This window comes from uncultured Bacteroides sp., from assembly GCF_910578895.1.
GTDB lineage: Bacteria > Bacteroidota > Bacteroidia > Bacteroidales > Bacteroidaceae > Bacteroides.
In genome coordinates this window covers 1-22939 of the sequence record NZ_CAJTSC010000021.1, presented here as the reverse complement: position 1 = coordinate 22939, position 22939 = coordinate 1, and the positions used below count along the sequence as shown (strand labels likewise).

Here is a 22939-nt window from a genome sequence, read left to right as displayed (position 1 = left end):
TGTTAAGTAAGTAATCAAAACTAATTTATATCATTGATACTTAGAACCTGTTTAAACTTTCTTCAAGGAAAATACCAAACAAAACTCAAACAGGCTCTTACATTAATTAAACTGCATTAACTCTAAAGCAATACCCTCTTCTTCGATGAAAGCTATAGTCAGGCTATCGTTCACTACAGTCTTTGGAAGCAAGACTTTAGCATTCTCCAACTCATTATCCAAATCATCGACTTCATAAGCGATATGAGCCAACTTCTGGATTTTTTCGGGCATCCAACTATCTTCTTCGAAACGAAGGAATTCTATCTTATTGGGGCTCTTGGCAAAATCCGTCAGGAAAACCTTCATTCCCTCGTTATAAACTTCTCCGGGAACCGGATCCTGAACAGGTATTCCGATATGATTTATCTTTCTCATGGTATGTAAGTATTTAAAATGAATTATAATGCAGCATTCGTATTTGTGAAACGCAAACCGTCATTATCATGGTAGCATGCCCATTCTTCAACGATAGCACCCTCGGGACCTGCCATCATGAAGTGGAAAGTCTCCAGTTCTTTCAAACGCAATACATCACCTACCTTCTGCACAACGAAGTTCTTACTCTTAATAGGACCATGACCTGCCGGAATTTCAGGAGCATTCGGTGTCTCCTCTCCAACCTCAGAGAAATTGTATACCCAACCGTGATTAACCATCCAAGACTCATGCTTTGCCGGGAAGTTGGTCTTAACATGCGCATGTTCCGGAATCATCTGTCCGGGCAACAAATAGATGTTATGGGCAAAATAACCATATTCAGGATCGTTAATCCAGAAAATACCGCCCATACCTACATGTTCAAAATCACCCAAACCGAAGTCTGTAAACCAAATATCCTTCTCCATAAGCGGAGTGAAGGGTACGCCATAAAATTCAAACATATCAAGAAAAGCTTTCTTTGCAGCTTCTTGATCGAACTTACCATCTTTGTAGAAGTCAGCATTCGTGTACTTCTTCTGATACGTAGCTTTTTCCTGTGTCATAATCTGTTCTGTTTTTTCTGTTTTTGCCGTACAAGAGACCATTCCCATACCGCAAACGGCAATCATTGCCAATGTTAATACTTTCTTTACTTTCATTTTTTCTTGATTTTTATTTATTTAATTCTGTATTTATTGCAACAATCCCAAACCTTCTATCTCTATCAGCAATTCCGAACGGCACACATCGGTCAGCGTATAGATAGCAGGCAGTTCCGGATATTTAGCCTCTATCACTGTCTTGGCTTTCTCCATATCCTCCCTATATTTCACATACACGCGAAAGTTGACAAGTCCGGCATCTCCGGTTACCGGAACACCCGCCTGCCTTAGATTCTCATCGGAAACCAAGTATTCTATATTCTCAAGAGTTATGGCGGTTTGCTCCTCGATACCCACTCCTTCCAGGCTTTGCTCTCCTCGGATAGCAGCCGTTCCCGAGATATAGACAAAGCCGTGATTATCTTTCCACACTGCTTTGGCACGTTCAAATTTGGGAGTTGTCTTTGCCTGCAACTGCGTTTCACCCAGTAACACCTGTTGGGAATAGGCATGTGCAGCCACTTGTAACGGATTGTCCACGCCGGCAACCAAGATTGTGTCATCCTCACAAAGCAGTACATCCATATCTATCATAATGCCTCCGCATTGCGTCCCGATACCCGTAGCGGCAGGATAACCGTTTTTCCACTCTGCATTTGCATAAAATAAAGAGCGGGCATCATTAAAATCCTGATAATGCTGATGTCCGGCATTATCATAATCTGTTATCTTTTCAATATAATTCCATTGGCGGATAATGGCAGAGACCGGCATACGTTCGTTGTCAAGTACCTGACGGATACGTGCGAAAACATCTTCGGATTGCCGGCAAATACTGTGATGCAAGACATCACCCGTCACTCCCCCCAAAAACAAACGTCTGCATCCGTCCCGTTCAACCATGATATAAGGAATATCGGCATGCTTCCGGTAAGTAACCCTATCTTGTTCCGTCAGCACTATTTCATGTACTTCCATTGCCATCCCTTCCGTATCAATCGGCTGTGCCACATAACTGACTACCGGTTGTTTGTCGCCGAAACGCTTCTTTACAGCCTCTTTCAAGTAATTAAGATGGAACACATACTCATCGTTATCTATCGGTGCTCCAAAAAAGACCATGCGTACCGGCATATAATGTGCTGAATATTCCGTCAACAAACCTTCTGCCATTTCTTCAAAAGAAGCTTTCGCCACTTGATAGAAGCGATGTATAATTTCCATATATTGCTCTGTCGTTACCATATTCCGTTCTTGATATACCTGTCCATCAGAGTGAATTCACATACTCGGCCAGTTCGTCAGCCTCCTTCGATGAAATCTTCTTGTCAATGCCATGTTTATGCACTTCAAAAACCTCTTTCATGGTAGCCGCTCTTCCGTCGAACAAATAAGGAGCGGTTCTCCATACCTCCCGCAAGGTAGGAGTATCCCAACCCTTCTCAAATTCCACATCCTCGCCAATACGGTGCATCTGCATATCCGTATAATAAGGACCGGAATGACATTCGTCGCACTTGAACTTCTCAAACACCTTACGGCCCCGCTTTGCTTTCTCCGACAACTCACCATTTACCAGATAAGGACTCGGAACGGGCTTCAATGACAATAAATATTCATCGACACAAGTGGCAAACTCTTCCGGCAGGTCAATAAACTGAATAAATTTATATCCCGTGCGCACAGCCACATAAGAAGAAGCGCGTATTCCGGAAATCATAGCAGGCGGAGTGACATGTGAGAACAACAGGCTCTTGCAGTTCTTGGAGTTGCCGATACCATCGTTCATCAAATCCCAGTTCATGGCATCCATACGGGCATCACCCGGATGACATCCATTACAGGATTGCCAATTCTGAAAGCAATATTCCGCATCATTGAAATATTTCTCACCCTTATCAATACGGCTCTCCACCCGATTCTTCACCATAGCAACCGAATAGATATCAGCCGTATTCAAGTTAACCACATTCAATGTATCGGAGAAATAAGTAGGTACAATTGCATCATTTCCTTTAATAGCGAAACATCTTGGACCATTACCAACCAAGGAAATCCGCTGACGGATGCCATACAAGAAACGTAAATCGTATGCCAAAGCATCCTTTTGAGGATATTGTTCGAACTTACGGATAAACGCCGGATAATCAATCACACTGATTTCATGAGTACCCGAATGACTGATTACAACCTTATCATCCGTACACTTCACATCCCAAATGCCGGCAGCACCACGTTCGGGCTCGTCCAATAATACCGCACCTTCAAAATTCAATGTTTCCAAGTTCACAAGGCTCATGGCGCTTGTATTCATCCACCCCTGCTGCAACTGGGAAGTGGGGACCTGAAAACGTCCCAAATTGTGTGTAACCAACAGGTAGCGACCGTCGGGGGAAAGCGTCATCCCCCGCAACGCATTGCTACCATTCTCCAATTGTATATCTTTTACCTTTTGAAAACTTTCCTTATCTATCACCGATACGCATGAAGCCACCGTATCCACATCCGCCCGTTGTGCCGGAAGAAAGTTGGCAACAAACAGGTATTTCCCTTTCGGGTCTAAAACCATTGATTTCGGTTCACGCAACACACGCACCGTTTGCAATTCCTTCTTCTCATTCCGGTCAATTTCCGAAACTGTTCCGGCAAACTGATTGCATACATATAATTTTCCGGAACGGCTGTCTATCGTTGGAGCACAAGTACCCGAAGCGGTTTTCACGAATACCTTCTCTGACGGAGCGGAAGATGACAGGAAATAAACACCGTTTTCATGTTCACCTGCCACTGTTACTACAATCTGTTCACCATCTACAGCAACCCCCGTAGGTATTTCATCCAACCTCCATTCTTGTAAACATTCTTTGTAATCAGAAGAATAGATTGTTACTTTACGGACACCTTTCTGCGTAACAATCACCCCTGCTTTATAAGGCACAATACTTGTAATAAATAAAGGCGTGCCTTCCGGCTGCTCGGCTGTATGCACAGTAAAGGCAAATAAAGATACAACCAGCATTACCGGTAAAATCATTTTCATGAATTTGCAATTCCTATATTTCATAATAATTAGAATTAATCGTCATTTTCTACACACAAAAATAGCGCAAACTCTTTTTAATGGGTATCAATAATGTACCATAGAGTTATAATAATGTATCAAAATCTCCCTTATAAAATATTTGAAACGGGATAAACAAGAAAATTAAACAAAATCCCCACCAATCCGGGAAAGAGATCTTCCGGACCGGTGGGGATTTTATTATACACTTGATATTTTTATCAGATTACGACTTTCATCAATAATTAGGATTTTGCACCAAAACGCCGTTTGAAAAATCTATCTGTCCTTGCGGCAAAGGTAGATATTCATGCTTCTTTGACCATGCCGGAATAATATTCGGATAAAGCGGGTCAAGTACAAGTCCGTTCAATTTGTTCATTATTTTCCAACGTTTCATGTCATAATATCGAATTAATTCAAACGGAGTCTCAACCCGACGTTCGTGACGAATGGCTTCACGCATTTGCTCTTTGCTTACCCCCTCCTCAGGAAGAGCGTCCAAACCCGCGCGTTCTCTAACAAGGTTCACCATATCGGCAACACCTGTCATGTCCAATTCGTTGGCAGCTTCAGCTTTTAAAAGAAGCAGTTCGCCCCAACGGAGAATTACAATGTCTTGTTCGCTACGCTCCGTCTGATTCCAATAATCACTTTGTTTCAATACCGGACGTAGCCATTTCATCATACGCTTACCATTACTGGATTTGGTCAAGTTGATTACTTCTCCTCCTTCCCATTGGTACTTATCGTTAAAAGCAATCGTTTGGGCCATGCGATTGTCCCCCTCTTCATACTCCTTTACCAAATCCTCTACAGGATTCAACATACCATAATTCCCATAAGAATTATCAAAAGAATGATAACTGTTCGGAGCCAAGAATTTGATGGAAAATACAATCTCGTCACTACTTTCCTGATTGGCGGGACGGAATATATCGGCATAGTTTTCGTCCAAAGAGTAACCCGTAATCGTATTCAGCAAAGTATATGCTTCCTCTACTTCATCTTTATGGGCAACTTTGCCATCATCTCCATAAGCATGAAACATGAGCACACGGGCTTTTAAAGCTTTGGCAGCCCCTTGGGTGGCATGTCCTTTAGCCGCTTTATAGGTCTTGTCGTCCATTTTGGTAATGGCAGCCTGCAAATCTCTTGTCAAATTCGTATATACCTCATCCAATGTGTTTTTAGGCGCATTTTGCGTTTCCAATGTCAAAGGCTTGTCGATATACGGGACTTCCCCATAAAACATATACAACAGATAATAGCAATAGGAACGCAAGAACAAGGCTTCGCCTTCCATTTGATTACGAACGGACGCGATATCCCCGCCCTGGTATTTATTCAACTGATCCAAAAACAGATTCAAACGGGCAATGGCTTTATAAGCTTCTTTATATATGTTCGCAATAAGACCGGTTGTAGACGGGTCAATATTATCAGCCTGAATCATATCCGCATTGTATACCTTACTGGAACCCTGATTGCCATACGCATTATCCGTCAAACAATCGAAAGTGGGGATAATCCATGATAACGTTTCCTCTTGCATTCCTTGATAACAAGCTGCCAAAGCAGACTCAAAATCAGCTTTTGATTGCCAAAAAACATCCTCCGAAGGAGTTGATGTTGGAGGAGTATCCAAAATTCCTGAACAAGAATTCAAGGTCAATGTGCCAATCAGCAATGAAATATATGCTATTTTTTTCATCTTTATACGCATTTATTATTGATTAAAATTGAAGGTTTACACCAAAAGAAACAATACGGTTTTGTGGATAATAAACCAAACGTGTGTTATCTTTGGAGGTATAATTACGTTCCGGATCTCCCCCCTGAGGGAATTTCGTAATAGTCAGCAAATTATCTCCCGAAAAATAGACACGTAACTTTTCAATTTTCACCTTACGTGTCAGTTCTTGCGGAACGGTGTAACCCAAAGTCAAATTCTTCAAACGGAAATACGAACCATTATATAAGAAGAATGAATTGGCACGCGTATTTTTAGTTCCGCCCATATTGTCATAATACAAACGCGGATATTTACCATTCGGATTTTCCTCGGTCCACATGTTTTCTATGTAATCCCAAGAAATAGGCGAACCTTGTTTGAACGGATGGATACCCCAGTCTTTCGCATAGTGCTTTACACCTTGCACTCCTTGTCCCATTAATGAGAAATCAAAACCTTTCCATGCGGCACCAAGATTAATCGTATACTCAAAATCAGGGAAACGTCCGTCTATCACAGTACGGTCATAATCATCAATCACTCCATCCGGTTTACCATCTTTGCCACTGATGTCCTTAAACTTAATATCACCGGGCAAAGTATTGTCATTATATTGTTTAGGAGAACTTGCCACATCTTCCTCATCTTTGAAAATTCCTATCGCTTCCAACATATAGAATGATTCATAAGGCAAGCCTTCCCGGCAAATAGTTCCATTTGCGATATAATCAGAACCGTATTTTGTAAGTTCATTACGCGAACGGTCAAAAAAGACTCCTGCATTATAAGAGAATCCTTTCATCTTACCGTTATTAATATATCCGTTGTATGACAACCCTATTTCAACACCTTTATTCACCATTTCTCCACTGTTGATGTAGGGAGCATCTAAAGCCAGCAGATTATTGCCTTGTGCTTTACGAAGAATGTCATAAGTTTTTTTCTTATACCAATCAAAAGTAACATTCAAACCATTGAATAAGGTCGCATCAAAACCGAAATCACCGATAGCGGTTGTCTCCCACTTCAGATTAACATTACTGAATTTTGTTTGTGCTACGCCTGAAGTCAATTCCGAATTATCAAAACTGTAATCTTTACCGGTAGAGAGAACGGCATAATAAGAGTACAGGTCGATATTCTGATTTCCAAGTACACCGTAAGAGCCACGTAACTTCAGGTTATTCAACCAATTCAAGTTCAGGTTCTTCATCCATGATTCTTCCGTAATGCGCCATCCCAGTGAGAAAGAAGGGAATAATCCCCAACGGGAAGCTTTCGCAATACGCGATGTACCGTCATAACGCGCATTCACCTCTAATAAGTAACGTTGCTTGAACGCATAATTGGCACGAAAGAAAACAGACATCAGCCCCCACTCTTCCGATTTGCCTTCATTAGTCTGTACAGCTGCCGTACCACCATCAATTTCATGTAATGGGAAATCATAAAATTGGCGATATGCCCCGACTTTATCATAGCGGTAAGACTCCAAGTTATAGCCCGCCATCAATGAGACATCATGATTGTGTAATTTGGAAGTCCAGTCATATTTTAAATAAGTATAGAAATTTAAGTATGTGCTATAGTCCATATCGCTGTCCAATCCGGTTCCACCCGTATTCAAATTATTAGCACTTTCACCTGTATGATACCAATAAACAGGAGTAACTTGGGCACGCCAATCTTTTTCATGATTTTGCTTATAGCGTATTGCCCCTTTACTATACCAGGACAAACCTTTTGCCAAATTCAATTCAAGCCATGCCTGCGCATTGACATCCGTATTCACATATTTCTTAAAATTCTCTGTCTCAATTATTCCCACCATATTCTTATTATTACCTTCAAACTGATAGGCTTTATAAGTGTATTTACGGATACCCGATCCGTCATCGGGCAACCACGGCATATAAGTCGGAGCTTGAGAAATGGTAGACAAATAGGCATCGGTATCACCTTGACGTGTTTGCTGACGATAACCACGGCTTCCGGCAAAGTACATGCCGAACTTAATCCAACTGTTAATCTCCGATTTCAAGTCCAACGCAGCATTATATCTTTCATAGGTTTGTCCTTTCATCGTTCCCGGTTGCTTCACCATGCTAAGAGAAGCATTATAGGATGTTTTTCCGACTGTTCCCGCTACACTCAAGTTATGCTGTTGCACAAAAGCAGGATTAAACATATAATCAATCCAATCAAAACTCGGATATCTTTCCTTATCAGACGGATTTGTATATGCATCAATCATTTCCTGTGAATAACGGTCCGTTGCAGGAGCACCGGAATTGTCTTTTGCCATGTTGAAATACTTCATATAAGTAGGAGAATCCCATACCAAATCAAGCAAAGTAGTAGGAGTATGTACTGCATAATTTCCATTATAAGCAACGGAAACTTTCTCTTTCATCCCGGAGCCGTTCTTGGTTGTAATCAAAATCACACCGTTGGCAGCACGTGAACCATAGATAGACGCCGAAGCCGCATCTTTCAATACAGATACAGATTCAATCATATTGGGGTCTAAAGTTGCCAAATCACCTTCTACGCCATTAATAAGAATCAAAGGATTAGAACCTGCAGAAGAGTAAGTGCCTTGACCGCGTACACGTATCTGTACATTCTCGTCACCGGGAATACCACGGTCCGAAGTAACGCGAAGCCCCGGCATTTGTCCTTGCAACATGGTTGAGGTATTAGCCACCGGACGTTTGGATAATTCTTCTCCGCCTACAGCAGATACCGCACCGGTCAGATTTACCTTTTTCTGAGTACCATAACCCACTACCACTACTTCCTCAAGATTTTGGGCATCTTCCTGAAGTACAATTTTCAACAAGGTGCCCGTCACTTTCACTTCCTGTGTTTTATAACCGATATACGAAACAGCCAGAATATCCCCCTGCTTGGCTGCTATCTGAAAACGACCGTCAATATCAGTTATTGTACCTGTAGAAGTTCCTTTCAACATTACCGATACTCCAATCATCGTTTCACCCGAAGTATCGGTTATTGTACCTGTAACGGAAGTTTGTGCCTGTACACCGAGTCCCAGACCTAAAAACAGTGCCATCAACACCAGCCGTTGCATAAACGACCATAAATAATCTGTTTTGTTTTTCATTTTGAATTAAACACTAATTAGACATAAATTAACTTTCACTTTCTGTCGTGTCGACCGTACAAAAATATAATTCACACCCGCTTCCATCTTTATATATTTTCTCAAATCATTAAGATCAAACAATAATGAGACAAATACTACAATTTATGAGACGGATAAAAAAGCGAAGCCCGAAAAAGCATCAGCTTCCCCGGACTTCACATTCACTAACAATCAAGGTTTATTATTTAATATTCCTTTGCATAAACTCAGAAGGCGACATTCCATAAAATGCTTTAAAAGAATTTGAGAAATAAGAATGACTGCTAAAGCCCAGCGCCACCGCAATATCCGAAACAGTCATTTCCGTTTCCTTCAAATACTTCATCGCCACTTCCAACCGTTTATTACGAATCAACTCTGTTGGCGACAATTCGGATATGGCCTTTATCTTGCGATACAAATTAGCACGACTGATGCCAATCTCGTGACACAACACTTCAATTGACAAATCCGGGTTGGATATATTCCTCTCTATCACCTCGAACAATTTCTGTGAAAAACGTTCATCGGCAGAAACCATCGCAGTGCCTATCACTTCCGGCGAAAAGCTCCTGCCATACAGTTTCTTCAACCTTTGACGGGATTGCAGCAAACTATGTATCCGGATACGGAGCACATCCATGCTGAAAGGCTTGATGATATAATCATCGGCACCTGCCTGGAAACCTTCTTTTATATGCACTACCATCGAACGTGCAGTCATCAATATCACCGGAATATGCCCGATACGCATATCTTCCTTTATCAACGAACATAGTTCAAGCCCATTGCGCTTTGGCATCATAATATCGCTCAATATCAAATCCGGGAAGTCCTGCACCGCGCGCTCATACCCCTTAACACCGTTCACGGCTTCTATTATTTCATATTCCGTTTCCAAAGACTGACGTAAATAATCACGGACACCTTTATCATCTTCCACAATAAGTACCACCGGCTTCTTTTGAATCTCTCCTGAAATCGGCGTCGCTATAGATTCTGTTTTCACCGGTTGCACAAAAGCCGTATCGCCAATCGTTTCCATCGGCATCACTTCCTTCTCCTGTTCTGTAAAAGCATCCCCGACGGCAGGCAATTCAACGAAGAACACCGTACCTTCCTCACCGCCTTCCCTGTCTTCAATGCGGATACTTCCCTTGTACAATTGTACGATAGAGTAAACCAGACTTAATCCGATGCCGGTACCGGAAATATTGACACCCGTCGTTTCGGGAACCTGATAAAAAGGAGTGAATATTTTCTCCCGTTCTTCCTTCGGTATGCCGCATCCGGAGTCTTCCACACGCAATAGTATCATCCCCCTGTCCTGCTCGTATTCCACCTCCATGTGTATGCTTTTTCCCGCAGGAGTGTATTTGAAAGCATTGGAAAGCAGATTGAACACGATTTTTTCCAAAAGCGTCTGGTCGTACCAAGCGACAAAGGAGTCCGGACGGCACTTCAAGGTGAAGTTTACCTCGTTGGTCTGTGCAATCTGTTTAAAAGCGTAATATATCTCCCGCACAAATTCGCACACATTCCCCTGGGTCACATGAAGTTCCATTGTTCCGCTCTGATTTTTCTGCAAATCCATCAGCTGGTTGACCAACAACAGCAACCGCTGTGCATTCTTATAGATTACCTGCAACTTCGTACGCAATTCATGCCCCAAGTCAATACGTTTCACCAGTTCCTCAAAAGGAGTAATAATTAAAGTAAGCGGCGTACGCAGTTCATGAGCCAGATTGGTAAAAAGACGTATTCTCGCCTGATGAAATTCCTGTTGCTGCAATTTTTCCCGCTGTTCGGCCCTCAGCGCCTCACGCAATCTGCGACGTGCATTGTAATAATAGAAAATCACATAAACCACTATCGCCACTGCCACAACATATAGCAACCAGGCATACCAAGTGTCCCACAAAGGCGAAGCTATCACAATCCGCAATGTACGTCCCTGTTCATTCCATACGCCATCATTATTCGATGCCTTTACATGAAACAGGTATGTACCCGCAGGCAACTTTGTATAATAAGCCGTGGTGCGTCCGCCTACCTCATTCCACTCTTCATCATAACCTTCCAAACGATAGGCATATCTGTTCATAGAGGAGTTGATAAAGTTCAGAGCCCGATAACTTATAGCTATATTGTTTTGGTCATAGCTTAAATGTATTTCCCGGGTATTATCCAGCAAGCAATCCAGAATCCCCGTATCATCGCCCACTTCCACAGGGCGATTATTGACCTGAAAACTCTCCAACACAACCGGCGGCACAAAAGTGTTCACCGGCATTTCCGGAGTATAAAACGTCACAAAACAGTCGTTTCCCGTAAAGCATACCGTACCGTCGGGCAGTGCCACACCACCGTGCAAAGTAAACTCACGGGCACTGATGCCATTGGAGTACGGGTAGTTCTTAATACCACCATCCGTCATCGAATAGCAGGAAATACCTTTATCCGTGCTCATCCACAATGTGTTGTCCGCTCCCTCCACCAAATGGCAGACGGTATTGCTCATCAATCCCTTTTTATCCGTAACGGTTTCTTCTATTTCCCCCCGATTGTTTATGCGATATATACCGCCACCATAGGTAGAGAACCATAACTCCCTCTTACGGGTACGGATGATGGCGGAAATATAGTTATTATCTATCGCATGCCCGGAACCGCTTGCATCCGTTGAATAAACGTCCAGTGCCCCTGTCACCTTCCTGTCCGCCCCCACCGTTTGCAAAGAATCAATCTTCAAACGCAATAACCCCATAGAACGGGTCCCTATCAGCAATATGCCCGGACGCTCCTCAACCATGCACCTCACATAGTTGATCGGCAACTTCCCACCGGAACCGTCCACAATATTCTCTATCCGCTCACCCGCCGGAGTAAAACAGATTAAGGGGTGCTCTCCACCGGCAGCGCCTATCCACAAATTGCCGGATGAGTCACGCAGTATCGAATAAACGGAGAAGGCTTCCGGAAAGCGGTAGAACAGTTGGAAAGCAGATGTCTTCCTGTTGAATTTCCAGACTTCCCCTTTGGTGGTGCCGCACCAGATACAATCTTCATCCGCCCACACCGCCTTTATCACATTGGCATTATAAACCGAATAGGCGGATGAATCAACCAAATAAAAATGGGTCTCACCCGTAGAGATATCATAATTCAGCAACCCGTAACCTTCCGTCGCTATCCAAAGCCCGTTATCCTTATCATGGCAGGCAGCGCCATAGATACCTGTACGTATATTATTCCACACTCCGGGAAAATGGTGCGCAAAACGCGAAGAGAGCATACTAAGCCGCGATATGCCACCGCCGTAGGTTCCTATCCAAAGAGTTCCGGTACGGTCGAGGCAGAAAGAATATACGGAATAGTGCCCCAGGGTTTCAGCCCCGTTATCATATCCGCCCACCTTGGCTATCTTGTTGTCGAACTGATTAAAAGAGTACACCCCGTCATAGGTTCCCAGCAGCAACTCCCCGTTCCATTCTGCCATACATCGGACAAAATCGTTTTTCAGACCGCTGTTCCTGCTTGTATAGGAAGTAACGGCATGCGTATGAGGGTCTATCCGATTGACTCCGCCCGGACCTGTCCCGACCCATATACGATAGTAGGCATCTTCGTACAAAGATGTCACTCTTGCACCCGCCAGCATGCCCTCTTCCTCACAGAAGTGCTTGATGAACTGCATCTTGCTGTTGCACAGATACACGCCATCCAACCTTGTCCCTATCCAGAACTTGCCACTGGTATCTTCCAATATGGCGGATACTATCAAAGTATCCGTCGTAAACACAACAGGCTCAAAACAGTCCTTTTCCGGCGAATAACGCGCAAGTCCTTTCCTCGTACCTGCCCATACTTGCCGGTTTCGGTCCACATAGACCGCCAAAGTGGCCGCATCAGGCAACCCGTCTTCCTCATAATAATTACGGATGCTGTCCGTTGTCAGAGAGAGACGGCTGATGCCGCGATTGGTACCAATCCATAAATATTGTCCGTCCTGTTCCGACAAACTTAACACTTCATTATCGGCAAGGCTCAATGAATCATCGGACTGGTGGGTATATACTGTGTAGGTGCTGCCGTTATAACGGTTCAAGCCGTTACGGGTGCCCAACCACAAATATCCCCGCGTGTCCTGGCACATAGCTATTACAGACAATTGGGATATCCCCTCATTCATTCTCGGGCTATAAGAAAAGGAATATTTAAAAGGAGCTGCCTGTATGGATGCAGCGGTCAACGGCAAGAGCAAAAAGATAAACAAAATTATGCGTCTCATAGTAATTGCGAAATTTTTACCTCACAAAGGTATAAGAAAGAAAGATACGATAAAGAAAACAAGAAGCTTTTAACAACCGTGTCTCAAAATTTGAGACGGCAGAGACAGGGATTGAGACACTGATAACATCGGGCAAAAGCGGAACAGGTTTTGAGAACGGTTGGAGAAGATGCCGTGTGTTTGTATGTATGTTTATTTGTCTTTTTATCTTTTTGTCATTATACCCGTATTTTCTGACAACCTGCATTTTCCAATCCCTCAGAATCGCCTGTTTCCGCCCAGAGGTGCTGCCGCCCGGAAAAAACGAAACGAAAGCCACCCATCTTGCGTATTCTCAATGCAATAGCGAAATCCTTACAAACCAACCAGCGCGGAAAAGCATCGGAAATGCCCTGTACAGGCATCCCATTTGCCCGATATCGGTGTCTGTGGCGAGCGGCAATAATGTCGATCGCGAGGGACATTAATGTCGCTCGTGACAGACATTATTGTCTGTCGGCTGAAATGCCGGTGTCCGACAGAAAAAAGAACTGTTTTTTTGCATAAGCGGTGCATTTTTATCGAAGAAAGAAGCATATCCATCCGCCTTTTATGCAAGCCGCTTCTATTCCGGAAGAAAGGCGCAGGGGCGGGAGTAAGCAAAAACACGGTTCCGGTGTCTTTTTGTCACAGCCGAAGCCGCCGGCATCGCCCTCCGGACCCGAAGCTAAAAGCCAGCCGCCATCCCTCATTCAAGGCATAACAAAAACTGTGGGATATACAGATGCAACACAATACATCCATATATCCCACAGGTAGGTAAGTTTCTTCGAAAAAGCGCAGGTATATATCAAACGGAGTTATTCCGCCCCTTCCGCCTTATCGGGCAAGCAACCGTGTTGCACAGCCCTTTATAGCTGTACCTTGATTGTCTTTCCTTCCTCTATATTCTTTTTCAGGACAGCCTTGCCGCCTTTCAGCACTTCCACGTGCAACTTCTTTCCGGCGCGTGATACGCGGATATCGAAATCGGAATTAAAGGCACGTACATTGTTCAGGTTCATGTAATTCCATTCCTGAGGAAGACGGGGTGTCATTTCGAAGCTGCCGAGTCCGACAGGACGGATACCGAACAATCCTTCGGTATAGATGCGGCAATAAAGACCGCTTTCGGCAGACAAATGGCGCTGGTCGCCTTCGGGCCATGCCTCGATGGCATAAGGCACATGGTCTCCAAGCAAACGGCGGCGGGAATACTTCTTCAGGAAGTTCATGCCTTTTGCCACTTCACCGGCGGCAATGGTGCCGCGCAGGGCATAGAGCGTGGAGCGGTCCCAGAAAGTTTCCGTTCCGGCTTGCGTCAGCAGCCCGTCGTCCGTCCAAAGACGGGGCGAGAAGAGAGCGTCGATGGTACCTTGTGCACGGGTGTAGATGCCCATAACCAGCGGCATGCAAATCCAGGAACGGAGAATGTCGTTTCCTTCGTAGTAGCGATAGCTATGGAAGCCCTCTATCTCGTAGCCGAAATGCTTCTCGATGGCTTGTTCCAAAGTTTTTGCCCGGTCACGGTAAGTATTCAGCTGCTTGGCGGATATGCCCAACTCACGTCCCAACAATACGGCGGAATGCAAAGCATCGTAATAGAGCGTAGACGTACAGAGGTTGGCATCGCCGGCAGGGAAACGGTTTTCCAGTTCATCGGAATTGGAAGCCACCACCCCGGCGGGTGTCAGTTTGCGATGGCAGTATTCGAGACACCATTCAATGAGTTTCCAAAGTTCACGGGCTTCTTCCTTATTGCCGCGTGCCAAGGCATAGCGGGCGGCACCATAAGCTATCATAGCCCCGTCGCCACGGTCTTTCGCCCCGTGCCAGAAACTGACACCTTCGGAAATAATGGAACTCGGAATAGGTTTGTATTCAGGATTCATGTAACGGGCAAAATGGCGGAAACTGTTCAGAGCCGATTCATTGCCGATTTCATATCCCAAGAAAGGAAAGAACGGATTGATATATTCCGCCTGGTCATTTGCCCATACGGCTGCATAATAAGCCTCACCGCCGGGACCGTGCATCAAACCACCTTTTGTGCGATAGATGCTCTCCGCACCACGCAACTTGGCAAAGGCAAACATACGGTTCAGCACCGGATCGGGAGTATCCAGCACAAGGTTATTCCACCATTGATTGATAAGCGCCTGCCGCCCTGCACGTTCACTTTGGATAGTAATGCGCGAGAAAGCGGTGTTGTCCTTTTCCGTCACAGCATCCGACACCTTGCTTCCGGTGAAGAGTGCGTAGAACTCCAACGTTTCGCCCGGCTTCAAGACGAACGTGCCTTGTTTGGAAAGAGAGGCTTCAATGCGATAAGCGCCGTAAACACCTGCTTCCTCGGGCGTGGTATAGGTGACGCGCCACTCGGGCACACGCAAGGTAACAGCCTGCCGGCTGTTATTCTTGAACGCATATTCCTCCAGATAACGGGCGGCGTTGGTAGAGGGATAAAGGATGCGCGTCACGTGAATGGCATCTTTCAGTTCCTTACGGCGGTAGACGTATCCGAAATCACTTTCCACGCGCATGATGCCGTTGAAAGTAATGTCCTTGACGTTTTCGTTCAGAAGGGTTTGGTCGTCCACAGTCACCAAAGCAGGGATATTGACATCAAAGCGCTGTTTCAGGTTGTTCTGCGTTTTGTTGGGCTTCATGCGAAGCATGGGAAAAACCAGGCTACGATTGAGGTGGAAACGCTGCCCGGCATCCACACCGTAACGGAGAACAACGGAAATCATCTGTCCGCTCATCTCCAGATGATCTTCATGCGGCAGGTTCTGCACAGGCACCCATTGGATAGAACCGTCCGGCTGAATGGTCCAACGGTCCTGAGGCTGGGCTACGGCTGCAAACGAGACAGCCAATAAAAAGGATATGAGTATCAAGAATTGTTTCATATATATAATAATGTATTATTGAAAGAATGGAAGTTTATTTCAAGATAAGCACCGCGCTCTCGAACTGCGTATCCAACGGATTGGCAAGTCCTGCACTCATCAGTTCGGCACCTGTAAAGGTTTTGCCATGAGCCGGGAAGCGGGAGACAGCTCCTTTCGGAAGTCCGACTTCCTCTACGCGGTATTTCTTACCGGCATCGAGCCCACCCAAAACCACTTGTGGCACATTGCCGTCTTTTGTCTGATAGAGATAGACTACGGCATGCTGCTTATCCGTGGAGACATAGCTCAAAGAAGCCAACGGATGCTCGTAAGGAGATACCAGGCGATAAAGTTCGCCTTGCATCACTAACGGACGGATACTCTCTTTATAAAGTTTCACGGCATCGGCTATCTGGGCACGCTCTTCGGGAGTGGCTTTGTCCAATGCAAGGTCTACACCGAAAGCACCGCTCAGCGCCACATCAATCGCCAGTTTCAGGTGGCGCTTGCCCATACGGGTAACGTGTGCGGAAATAGTGCTTGCCGGGAAGAAATGAGAGAAGCCCCACTGTATCTTGATACGTCCAAGCGGATCGGTATTGTCGCTGGGCCAGAAACTGTGGAAGTAAGGCATTGCACCGTAATCCACACGGCCGGAACCACCGGCGCAAAGCATTGCCATGACGTTGGGAAACTCCTTGGCAAAGCGGTCCATAAGGCGGTAAAGCGCCCAGTTATAATCAATCCAAAGATGGCTTTGTTCGGCAGGTTGCAGATAACCCGAACCGGGTTGGGTGACGTAACGGTTGCAATCCCACTTCACATAAGTAATGTCCGGATTGGGACGCAAGGTCTTATCAATGATTTCCCACTCGTATGCCTGCACTTCGGGGCGTGTCAAGTCGAGTATTTCCTGATGACGACCCAATATCGGGTCACGCTTGGGCTGGGTGATAATCCATTCGGGATGCTTACGGTAAAGCTCGCTTTGAGGATTCACCATTTCCGGTTCGAGCCAGATGCCGAATCCGACTTTCCGCTTCAAGGCTTCCTTGGCAATGTAGGAGAGTCCGCGAGGCAGTTTCTTGGTGGAAGGTTCCCAATCGCCCAAACCGTGTTTGTCGTCATCGCGGGAGTAGGCGCCGTTGCCAAACCAACCGTCGTCCAGCAGGAAAAGTTCCGCGCCCGTCTGGCGGGCACCGTTGAACAGTTCTTTCAGACGTTCTTCGTCGAAGTCGCAATGGGTGGCTTCCCAGTTGTTCAACAATACGGGACGGTCTTTCTGCGCATCACGTATGGCGTGCTTCATAGCCCAACGATGATAGCGGCGGCTTGCTTCGCCTTTGCCCTGCTTGCTGTAAGCATAGAGAATGGCAGGAGTGGTGAACGTGCCGCCGCGCTCCAAATGATATTGAGAGCCTAACGGGTTCATGCCGGTTATGAGACGGAGATTCTTGTTCCAATCCACATCGAAAGCAAACTGGAAACTACCGCTCCAACGCAAGGAAGCGGCAAGGACTTCGCCCTTGTTCTCATCTGCCGGAGCATTGAGAGAGAGCATGAAAGAGGGAATGCGCATCTGGTGGGCACGTACCCCGAGTTTAGAGTCGAGCACCTTGACACCTTCCGTCAGCCGCTCTTCACTAAGCGTTGCTTCACGCTTGTAGTTACCCATGAACTGAGTGAGCCAGTATGCTTTGGCTTTCAAGACGGGCGAAGCGGAGGCAAAACGGTAAAGGGTTACCTTCCCTTTCTCGTTATGACTGACGGTATTCCAGATTTCCATCATGCTGTTATCCGGATAACACTTAATGTAGATATCCACCGTAAACGGATAAGCAGGGTCTTTCAAAGAGATAACGGTTTGGGAAACATTGTCACCCAAATCTTCCGTGCGGTGTCCCGTATAGTGAAGTTCGGTAGAGGTGTTACCGTCCACATGAGTGGCTTGCAGGGCGGGTTCGGTAATCACTCCGTTGCCGTATGGCGGAAAAAATTCACTTTCGCGGGAAGGCATCTTGGCAGGAGGGGCCACTTCAACGGCAGCATCGCCGAAACCAAGCTGGTAGAGACGGTTGTCCGAACCTACCATAAAAGAGAGTTTCAGTTCACCGGAAGTAACGGCAAAAAGTTTCTTTACATTAGGATTGTCTGCGGCGCGCATCAGGCAGGCACAGCAGAGAAAAATGGATATTAGAAAGAGGTTCTTCATTATTATGATTGGTTTATAAATGAGAATTTAGTGTGTAGTGCTATCGTCATCCGGCAATGTATGCCGGATGACAAACCGTCACTTAGTCATTAGTCATAAATTTCCAGCTTACCGTTGCAATATTATCCGGTTTCCCTTTCTCCGCTTTGGAGATAGTACCCTTCAGACGGCCTTTCTTATCGCGTGTCACTTTTATCTCACGCCACGAATAAGCGCCTTTCTCGTAATCGAAAGTCTCGCCATCATCGTCATACAAACGGTAAGCACCGTCTGCCTTGCCATAGTGGCGGATTTCAAGATTAACCTTCTGTCCAGCCTTGGGAGCATGAAGCATGGCTTCCATAAAGGGGATGACGGCGCCGTCTTTGACGAATACCGGAATACGGTCCAAACCGGGAGCTACCTTAATACGTTCTCCATTACCCACGTACTTGCCGGTATAGAAATCGTACCAATTGCCTTGCGGCAACACAACGGTACGCTCTTTTTGTCCTGCGAACATCGGAGCGACCAACAGGTATTCGCCTGCCATATACTGGTCTTTGATTTCCTTGGATATGGCTTCCAGATACGGATTATCTTCCAAATTGGTGCTCTTCATCTCCGTGCTAACGGCTTGTTCAGGATTGAAGCCCGGTTCCAGATTGATGGCACGGAAAGGAGGAATACCGTCAAAATGATAACGGGCAAACTCCGTGTACCAATACGGCATCATCTGCATACGCAATGTGGCATATTCCTTGATTTGCGGCGCAACTTCCGGGAACGACCAAGGTTTCGTGCCGCTTGCCCAGGCATTAATCATCGCCATAGGTGAAAAGACAACCGACTGGAAACGACGCAACCACTCTTCACCGGTCTTGGAGCCACGGACTTCCGGTGTCCACAACACTCCGCTGAAACCGGAGTTTATCAGTGCCGTGATGAAATCCTGATGGCTGTAATAATCGTTATAAATGACATAAGGATATGAACTTGCACCGGCATTGGAGGCACGTACCAGTCCGAAGGTACGCTGATTACGCTGTTTGTAAAGATCGGCAGTGGTACGTTGCACCCACAATCCATACGTCTGACGCATCTGTTCGGCAGAAACACCGCTGGGGAAAGTGGCGACATCGGGCCACAAGTAGCGGTCGTATCCGTCCACCTCATCTATCTTATATCCGCTCACGCCGATATTGATATGCTCTTTTTCCAGCTTGTCTTTCCAAAGCCGGCGCGCTTTTTCACCTGCCAGGTCGGGAACGATGCCGCACCATACCGTATGCGAACCGCTGACCGGATACATTTCCTTATACACATCAGACTCGGGAGATACATAGGGGTTTGTCCACAGGTTGATGCGCACGCCTTTATCCAACATGGTCTTGACAAAACCTGCAGGATCGGCATAGCGTCCCTTGTCCCACTCGAACGTGCAGGGATATGCCTTGCTCTGCCAGCCCGGTTCCAGTCCGATGAAATCCAACGGAAAACCGCGGCGTTCGAATTCAGCGGCTTCCTTCTCCACATCATCGGCCGTATAGAGCTTCTTGGTGCGTTGTGTAAAGCCCAATCCCCAGCGCGGAGGCAATGTGCCACCGCCGCAGAACAGGTTGTAACGACGCACTACATCCATCGGCGTAGGTCCGGCAAAGAGATAAATCTCGGTACCCGGAGCCGGAACGAGGATAGATACGGCATCGGAATAGGGAGCGGAAGTCCAAGTCTTGTCCGTATTACGGTCTTTGGCTACCGGAGCATTCGGGCTGTCCTTGCGGGCACCGCTACCGGCATACACGGTGAGGTAACGTGCCGAATTGATGAGAACGCCATACCCCCGGTTGGAGATATAGAAAGGAACAGGCGCATGCGTGCGACCGTTATCTTTACCACCGTAATGGTCTACGTGCAGGTTCAGTATCTTGCCACGCTGATGCACGGTCTGGAAGTTCAGACCGAAACCGTAGAGTTGCTCTTTACGTTGCAGGGGAATGCGAAGGCTCGTTTTACCGTCTTGCACCGCACCCACTATCTCGTTCGCCAATGCAGGCAGGCCGACTTCCGGCAAACGGGTAAAGCCCTCTTTCAGAGGAGTGGCACCGGAAACATCCAGCAAGGAATAACTTTCGGGCGTGCCGACTACCCCTTTCCAAACGCCGGGTTCCACCTGTTGCCAGGCGATTTGCGCCTTTGCAGGCAATAACATCAGCACAGCAAGCGCTCCTAAAATCAATTTCTTTTTCATGGTTTTCATTTAATTTGTAGTATTTGTTATATGTTTATGCTCAACCGGACAATTACTTTACAAAGAAACCGATAACGCATTTACACAACTTGCAAAATTGTTTTATTCTTTTTCAATAATGTCTCAAATACATTGTTTCCTTCAGGAAAGGGTAAAAACATAAACCCACATACAGATACCGGTATCATTTATCAGCGGATGATGCCTGCAAAGCCGCCATTGGGCAACAACTTTATCTTAACCGTCCCGTCCGTATTTTCCATCGGCATGGAACCGAAACTGTCCTTATCCTCACCGTCCGTTATCAGGGTAAATGACTTTCCTTTGCAGGCAGCAGGCAACGCAAATTCTATCTCACGCTCTTCCGCCTTACCGCTGATGCCGCCTATGAACCATGTATCACCCGAACGACGTGCGATAACCGCATAATCGGCAGGATAACCTGCCAGCAGGCAACTTTCATCCCATGCCGCAGGCACATCTTTCAGGAATTGCTTCGGCTGTTCCGGCAAAACAAGATAGGCTTCCGCCCTGTCGGCATAACATTGGAAACCGGACTCGAAGACTACTGCCAAAGCCAACTGGTGTGCCACGGTAGTCTGGCGGATTGCCTCTACTCCCTGGCGGATTTTATTGGAGAAAGTTACCGGAGTATAATCCATTGAACCTACCACATTACGGGTAAAAGGAACGGTAGCGTTATGTTCGGCAGCCTTGTCGCAACGTTGCTGCCTGCCCAATGTCTCCGCTCCGCGAATAGCTTCCGTCGTCATCATATTGGGATAGGTACGTTCGAAACCGCGCGGCAGAGTGGCACCGTGCAAGTCTACCAGCAGATGGTGGTCCGCCGCATCTTTCAGAATGGCCGGATAGAGTTGGATGATGCGTTGTTTGTCCGTATCAAAAAAGTCGACCTTAATGCCTTTCACGCCAATCTCACTGATACGCTTCATTTCCGCACGGCGCAATTCGGCATCGGACATGAGGCGACGGGCGGCAACCGTATCATTCTGACGTCCTGCACCGGAGTGATACCACAACCATACTCCTACCCCTTTCGTTTGCGCATACTTCACTACATCTTCCATTGTACCGCCATTTGCCATGCGCTGCCATCCGGCATCAATCAGCATATACTCCCAGCCCATTTCGGCACTGAGGTCCACATATTTCAGTTGTTCTTTGTAATCGAGCACGCTGGAACCCTTATACCACCAGCTCCAGCACGAACGTCCTGCCTTTATCCAGGATTCATCCTCTACGACAGAAGCCGGATTGAGATGCGAGACCATCTGGTTTTGGAAAACCGTGTTCAGCTCGTTACCAACTATGACGGCACGCCACGGAGTGTACCAAGACAACTGCGATACGGGTTCCACGGCATCCGGGACAATCGGTTCGTCCAATTCCGGGAAACGGATTTTATATGCCCCGTCCGTACCGGAATTATCGATATGTGTAGCAGGATAAGTTCCGTCCAAATGGGCTTCGGTTATCATCATCCACAAGCCATTGGTCTGAAACAGCATCGGGAAAGCCCAACCTCTTCCATGTTTACATTCCGAACGAATTTCGATGGCATTGCTACAATATTGCTCGTAACTGGGTTTCTTACGCTCATTCCAATCATAAGGGTGTATCCATGCCTTGCCATTGACAGGTACCGCAAACTCCGTATGCTCCGCCTGAATGGTGTGGAGTTCCTTGCCCGAACCCGGCAAACCGTAACGGAAAGCGATACCATTGTTATAAACGCGTACAATCAGTTCAAAGTTGTTTCCTTCCGAAGAGCGGAACGTAAATACCTGCTCACGACAATCGTCAACCGTATTGACCTGCTTGCCCGATTTCAACTGATAGGCTTCCGTAATATCTTTCACCGGAGACGCCGATACGAACTCCGCATCTTTTCCATACTCCAACGAATCCATCATCAAGCCCAAAAGAGATTTGCCGACAGCAATCGTATCTTTATAGTATACGGAATAAGCCAGTTCCGTTACTTCACCCGCCGTCTTGTTCTCCAATACAAAACGGACATTATTATCTTTTGATTTCAGTTCCCACGAATCGGGAGCCGTGCAAGCGGCAACCAATACCACATACAGCAACAGTGCCGCATTCCATAATTTCTTCATACTGTTTTTATTTTAAGCAAATATCAAGAGCCTGTTTAAATTTTCTTCAAAAAGTTGTTTCTTCAGCTTCTTCCCAAGTCTCTTTCCGGTCTGTTTTCCTCTTTTTCATTCGTCACATAGCCCGCTATGCTCCTCATAAAAATAGAAA

Annotated in this window: 12 protein-coding genes; all 12 read right to left on the bottom strand. The window is 46.1% G+C overall.

Annotated features, from left to right (window positions below; genetic code table 11):
- Positions 1-102 precede the first annotated feature (102 nt).
- The 12 genes from QZ327_RS07255 to QZ327_RS07200 all read right to left on the bottom strand — a co-directional run bounded on the left by QZ327_RS07255 (position 103) and on the right by QZ327_RS07200 (position 22791).
- Positions 103-417, bottom strand: a complete 315-nt coding sequence (locus QZ327_RS07255) for a hypothetical protein (protein WP_294618347.1) — start codon at positions 415-417, stop codon at positions 103-105.
- Positions 418-440: 23 nt separating this feature from the next.
- The gene (locus QZ327_RS07250; protein WP_294618345.1) at positions 441-1121 is read right to left on the bottom strand and encodes a hypothetical protein; all 681 of its coding nucleotides are present in this window, start codon (positions 1119-1121) and stop codon (positions 441-443) included.
- A 33-nt stretch (positions 1122-1154) separates the two neighbouring features.
- Positions 1155-2288 (bottom strand): hypothetical protein, encoded by a 1134-nt coding sequence (locus tag QZ327_RS07245; RefSeq protein ID WP_294618343.1) that lies wholly within the window; start codon positions 2286-2288, stop codon positions 1155-1157.
- Positions 2289-2334: 46 nt separating this feature from the next.
- Entirely contained in the window at positions 2335-4128 is a 1794-nt protein-coding gene (locus tag QZ327_RS07240; protein ID WP_366143340.1) for a YVTN family beta-propeller repeat-containing protein, read from the bottom strand.
- 235 nt (positions 4129-4363) lie between these two features.
- Entirely contained in the window at positions 4364-5839 is a 1476-nt protein-coding gene (locus QZ327_RS07235) for a RagB/SusD family nutrient uptake outer membrane protein (protein WP_294618342.1), read from the bottom strand.
- A gap of 22 nt (positions 5840-5861) precedes the next feature.
- Positions 5862-8987 carry a TonB-dependent receptor gene (locus QZ327_RS07230; RefSeq protein ID WP_294618341.1) on the bottom strand — a complete coding sequence of 1042 codons (3126 nt, stop codon included), beginning with the start codon at positions 8985-8987 and terminating at the stop codon, positions 5862-5864.
- A 223-nt stretch (positions 8988-9210) separates the two neighbouring features.
- The gene (locus QZ327_RS07225) at positions 9211-13299 is read right to left on the bottom strand and encodes a hybrid sensor histidine kinase/response regulator transcription factor (RefSeq protein WP_294618339.1); all 4089 of its coding nucleotides are present in this window, start codon (positions 13297-13299) and stop codon (positions 9211-9213) included.
- A 218-nt stretch (positions 13300-13517) separates the two neighbouring features.
- Complete coding sequence (locus tag QZ327_RS07220; RefSeq protein ID WP_294618337.1) at positions 13518-13763, bottom strand: hypothetical protein; 246 nt, start codon at positions 13761-13763, stop codon at positions 13518-13520.
- Between the two features lie 426 nt (positions 13764-14189).
- Entirely contained in the window at positions 14190-16229 is a 2040-nt protein-coding gene (locus QZ327_RS07215; RefSeq protein ID WP_294618335.1) for a hypothetical protein, read from the bottom strand.
- A 34-nt stretch (positions 16230-16263) separates the two neighbouring features.
- Complete coding sequence (locus tag QZ327_RS07210; protein WP_294618333.1) at positions 16264-18423, bottom strand: alpha-galactosidase; 2160 nt, start codon at positions 18421-18423, stop codon at positions 16264-16266.
- An 82-nt stretch (positions 18424-18505) separates the two neighbouring features.
- Positions 18506-20653: a TIM-barrel domain-containing protein gene (locus QZ327_RS07205; protein ID WP_294618332.1), complete on the bottom strand. Its 2148-nt coding sequence runs from the start codon at positions 20651-20653 to the stop codon at positions 18506-18508.
- A gap of 191 nt (positions 20654-20844) precedes the next feature.
- A complete protein-coding gene (locus tag QZ327_RS07200) occupies positions 20845-22791 on the bottom strand; it encodes a glycoside hydrolase family 97 protein (protein WP_294618330.1) in 1947 nt (648 codons plus the stop codon).
- Positions 22792-22939: the final 148 nt, after the last annotated feature.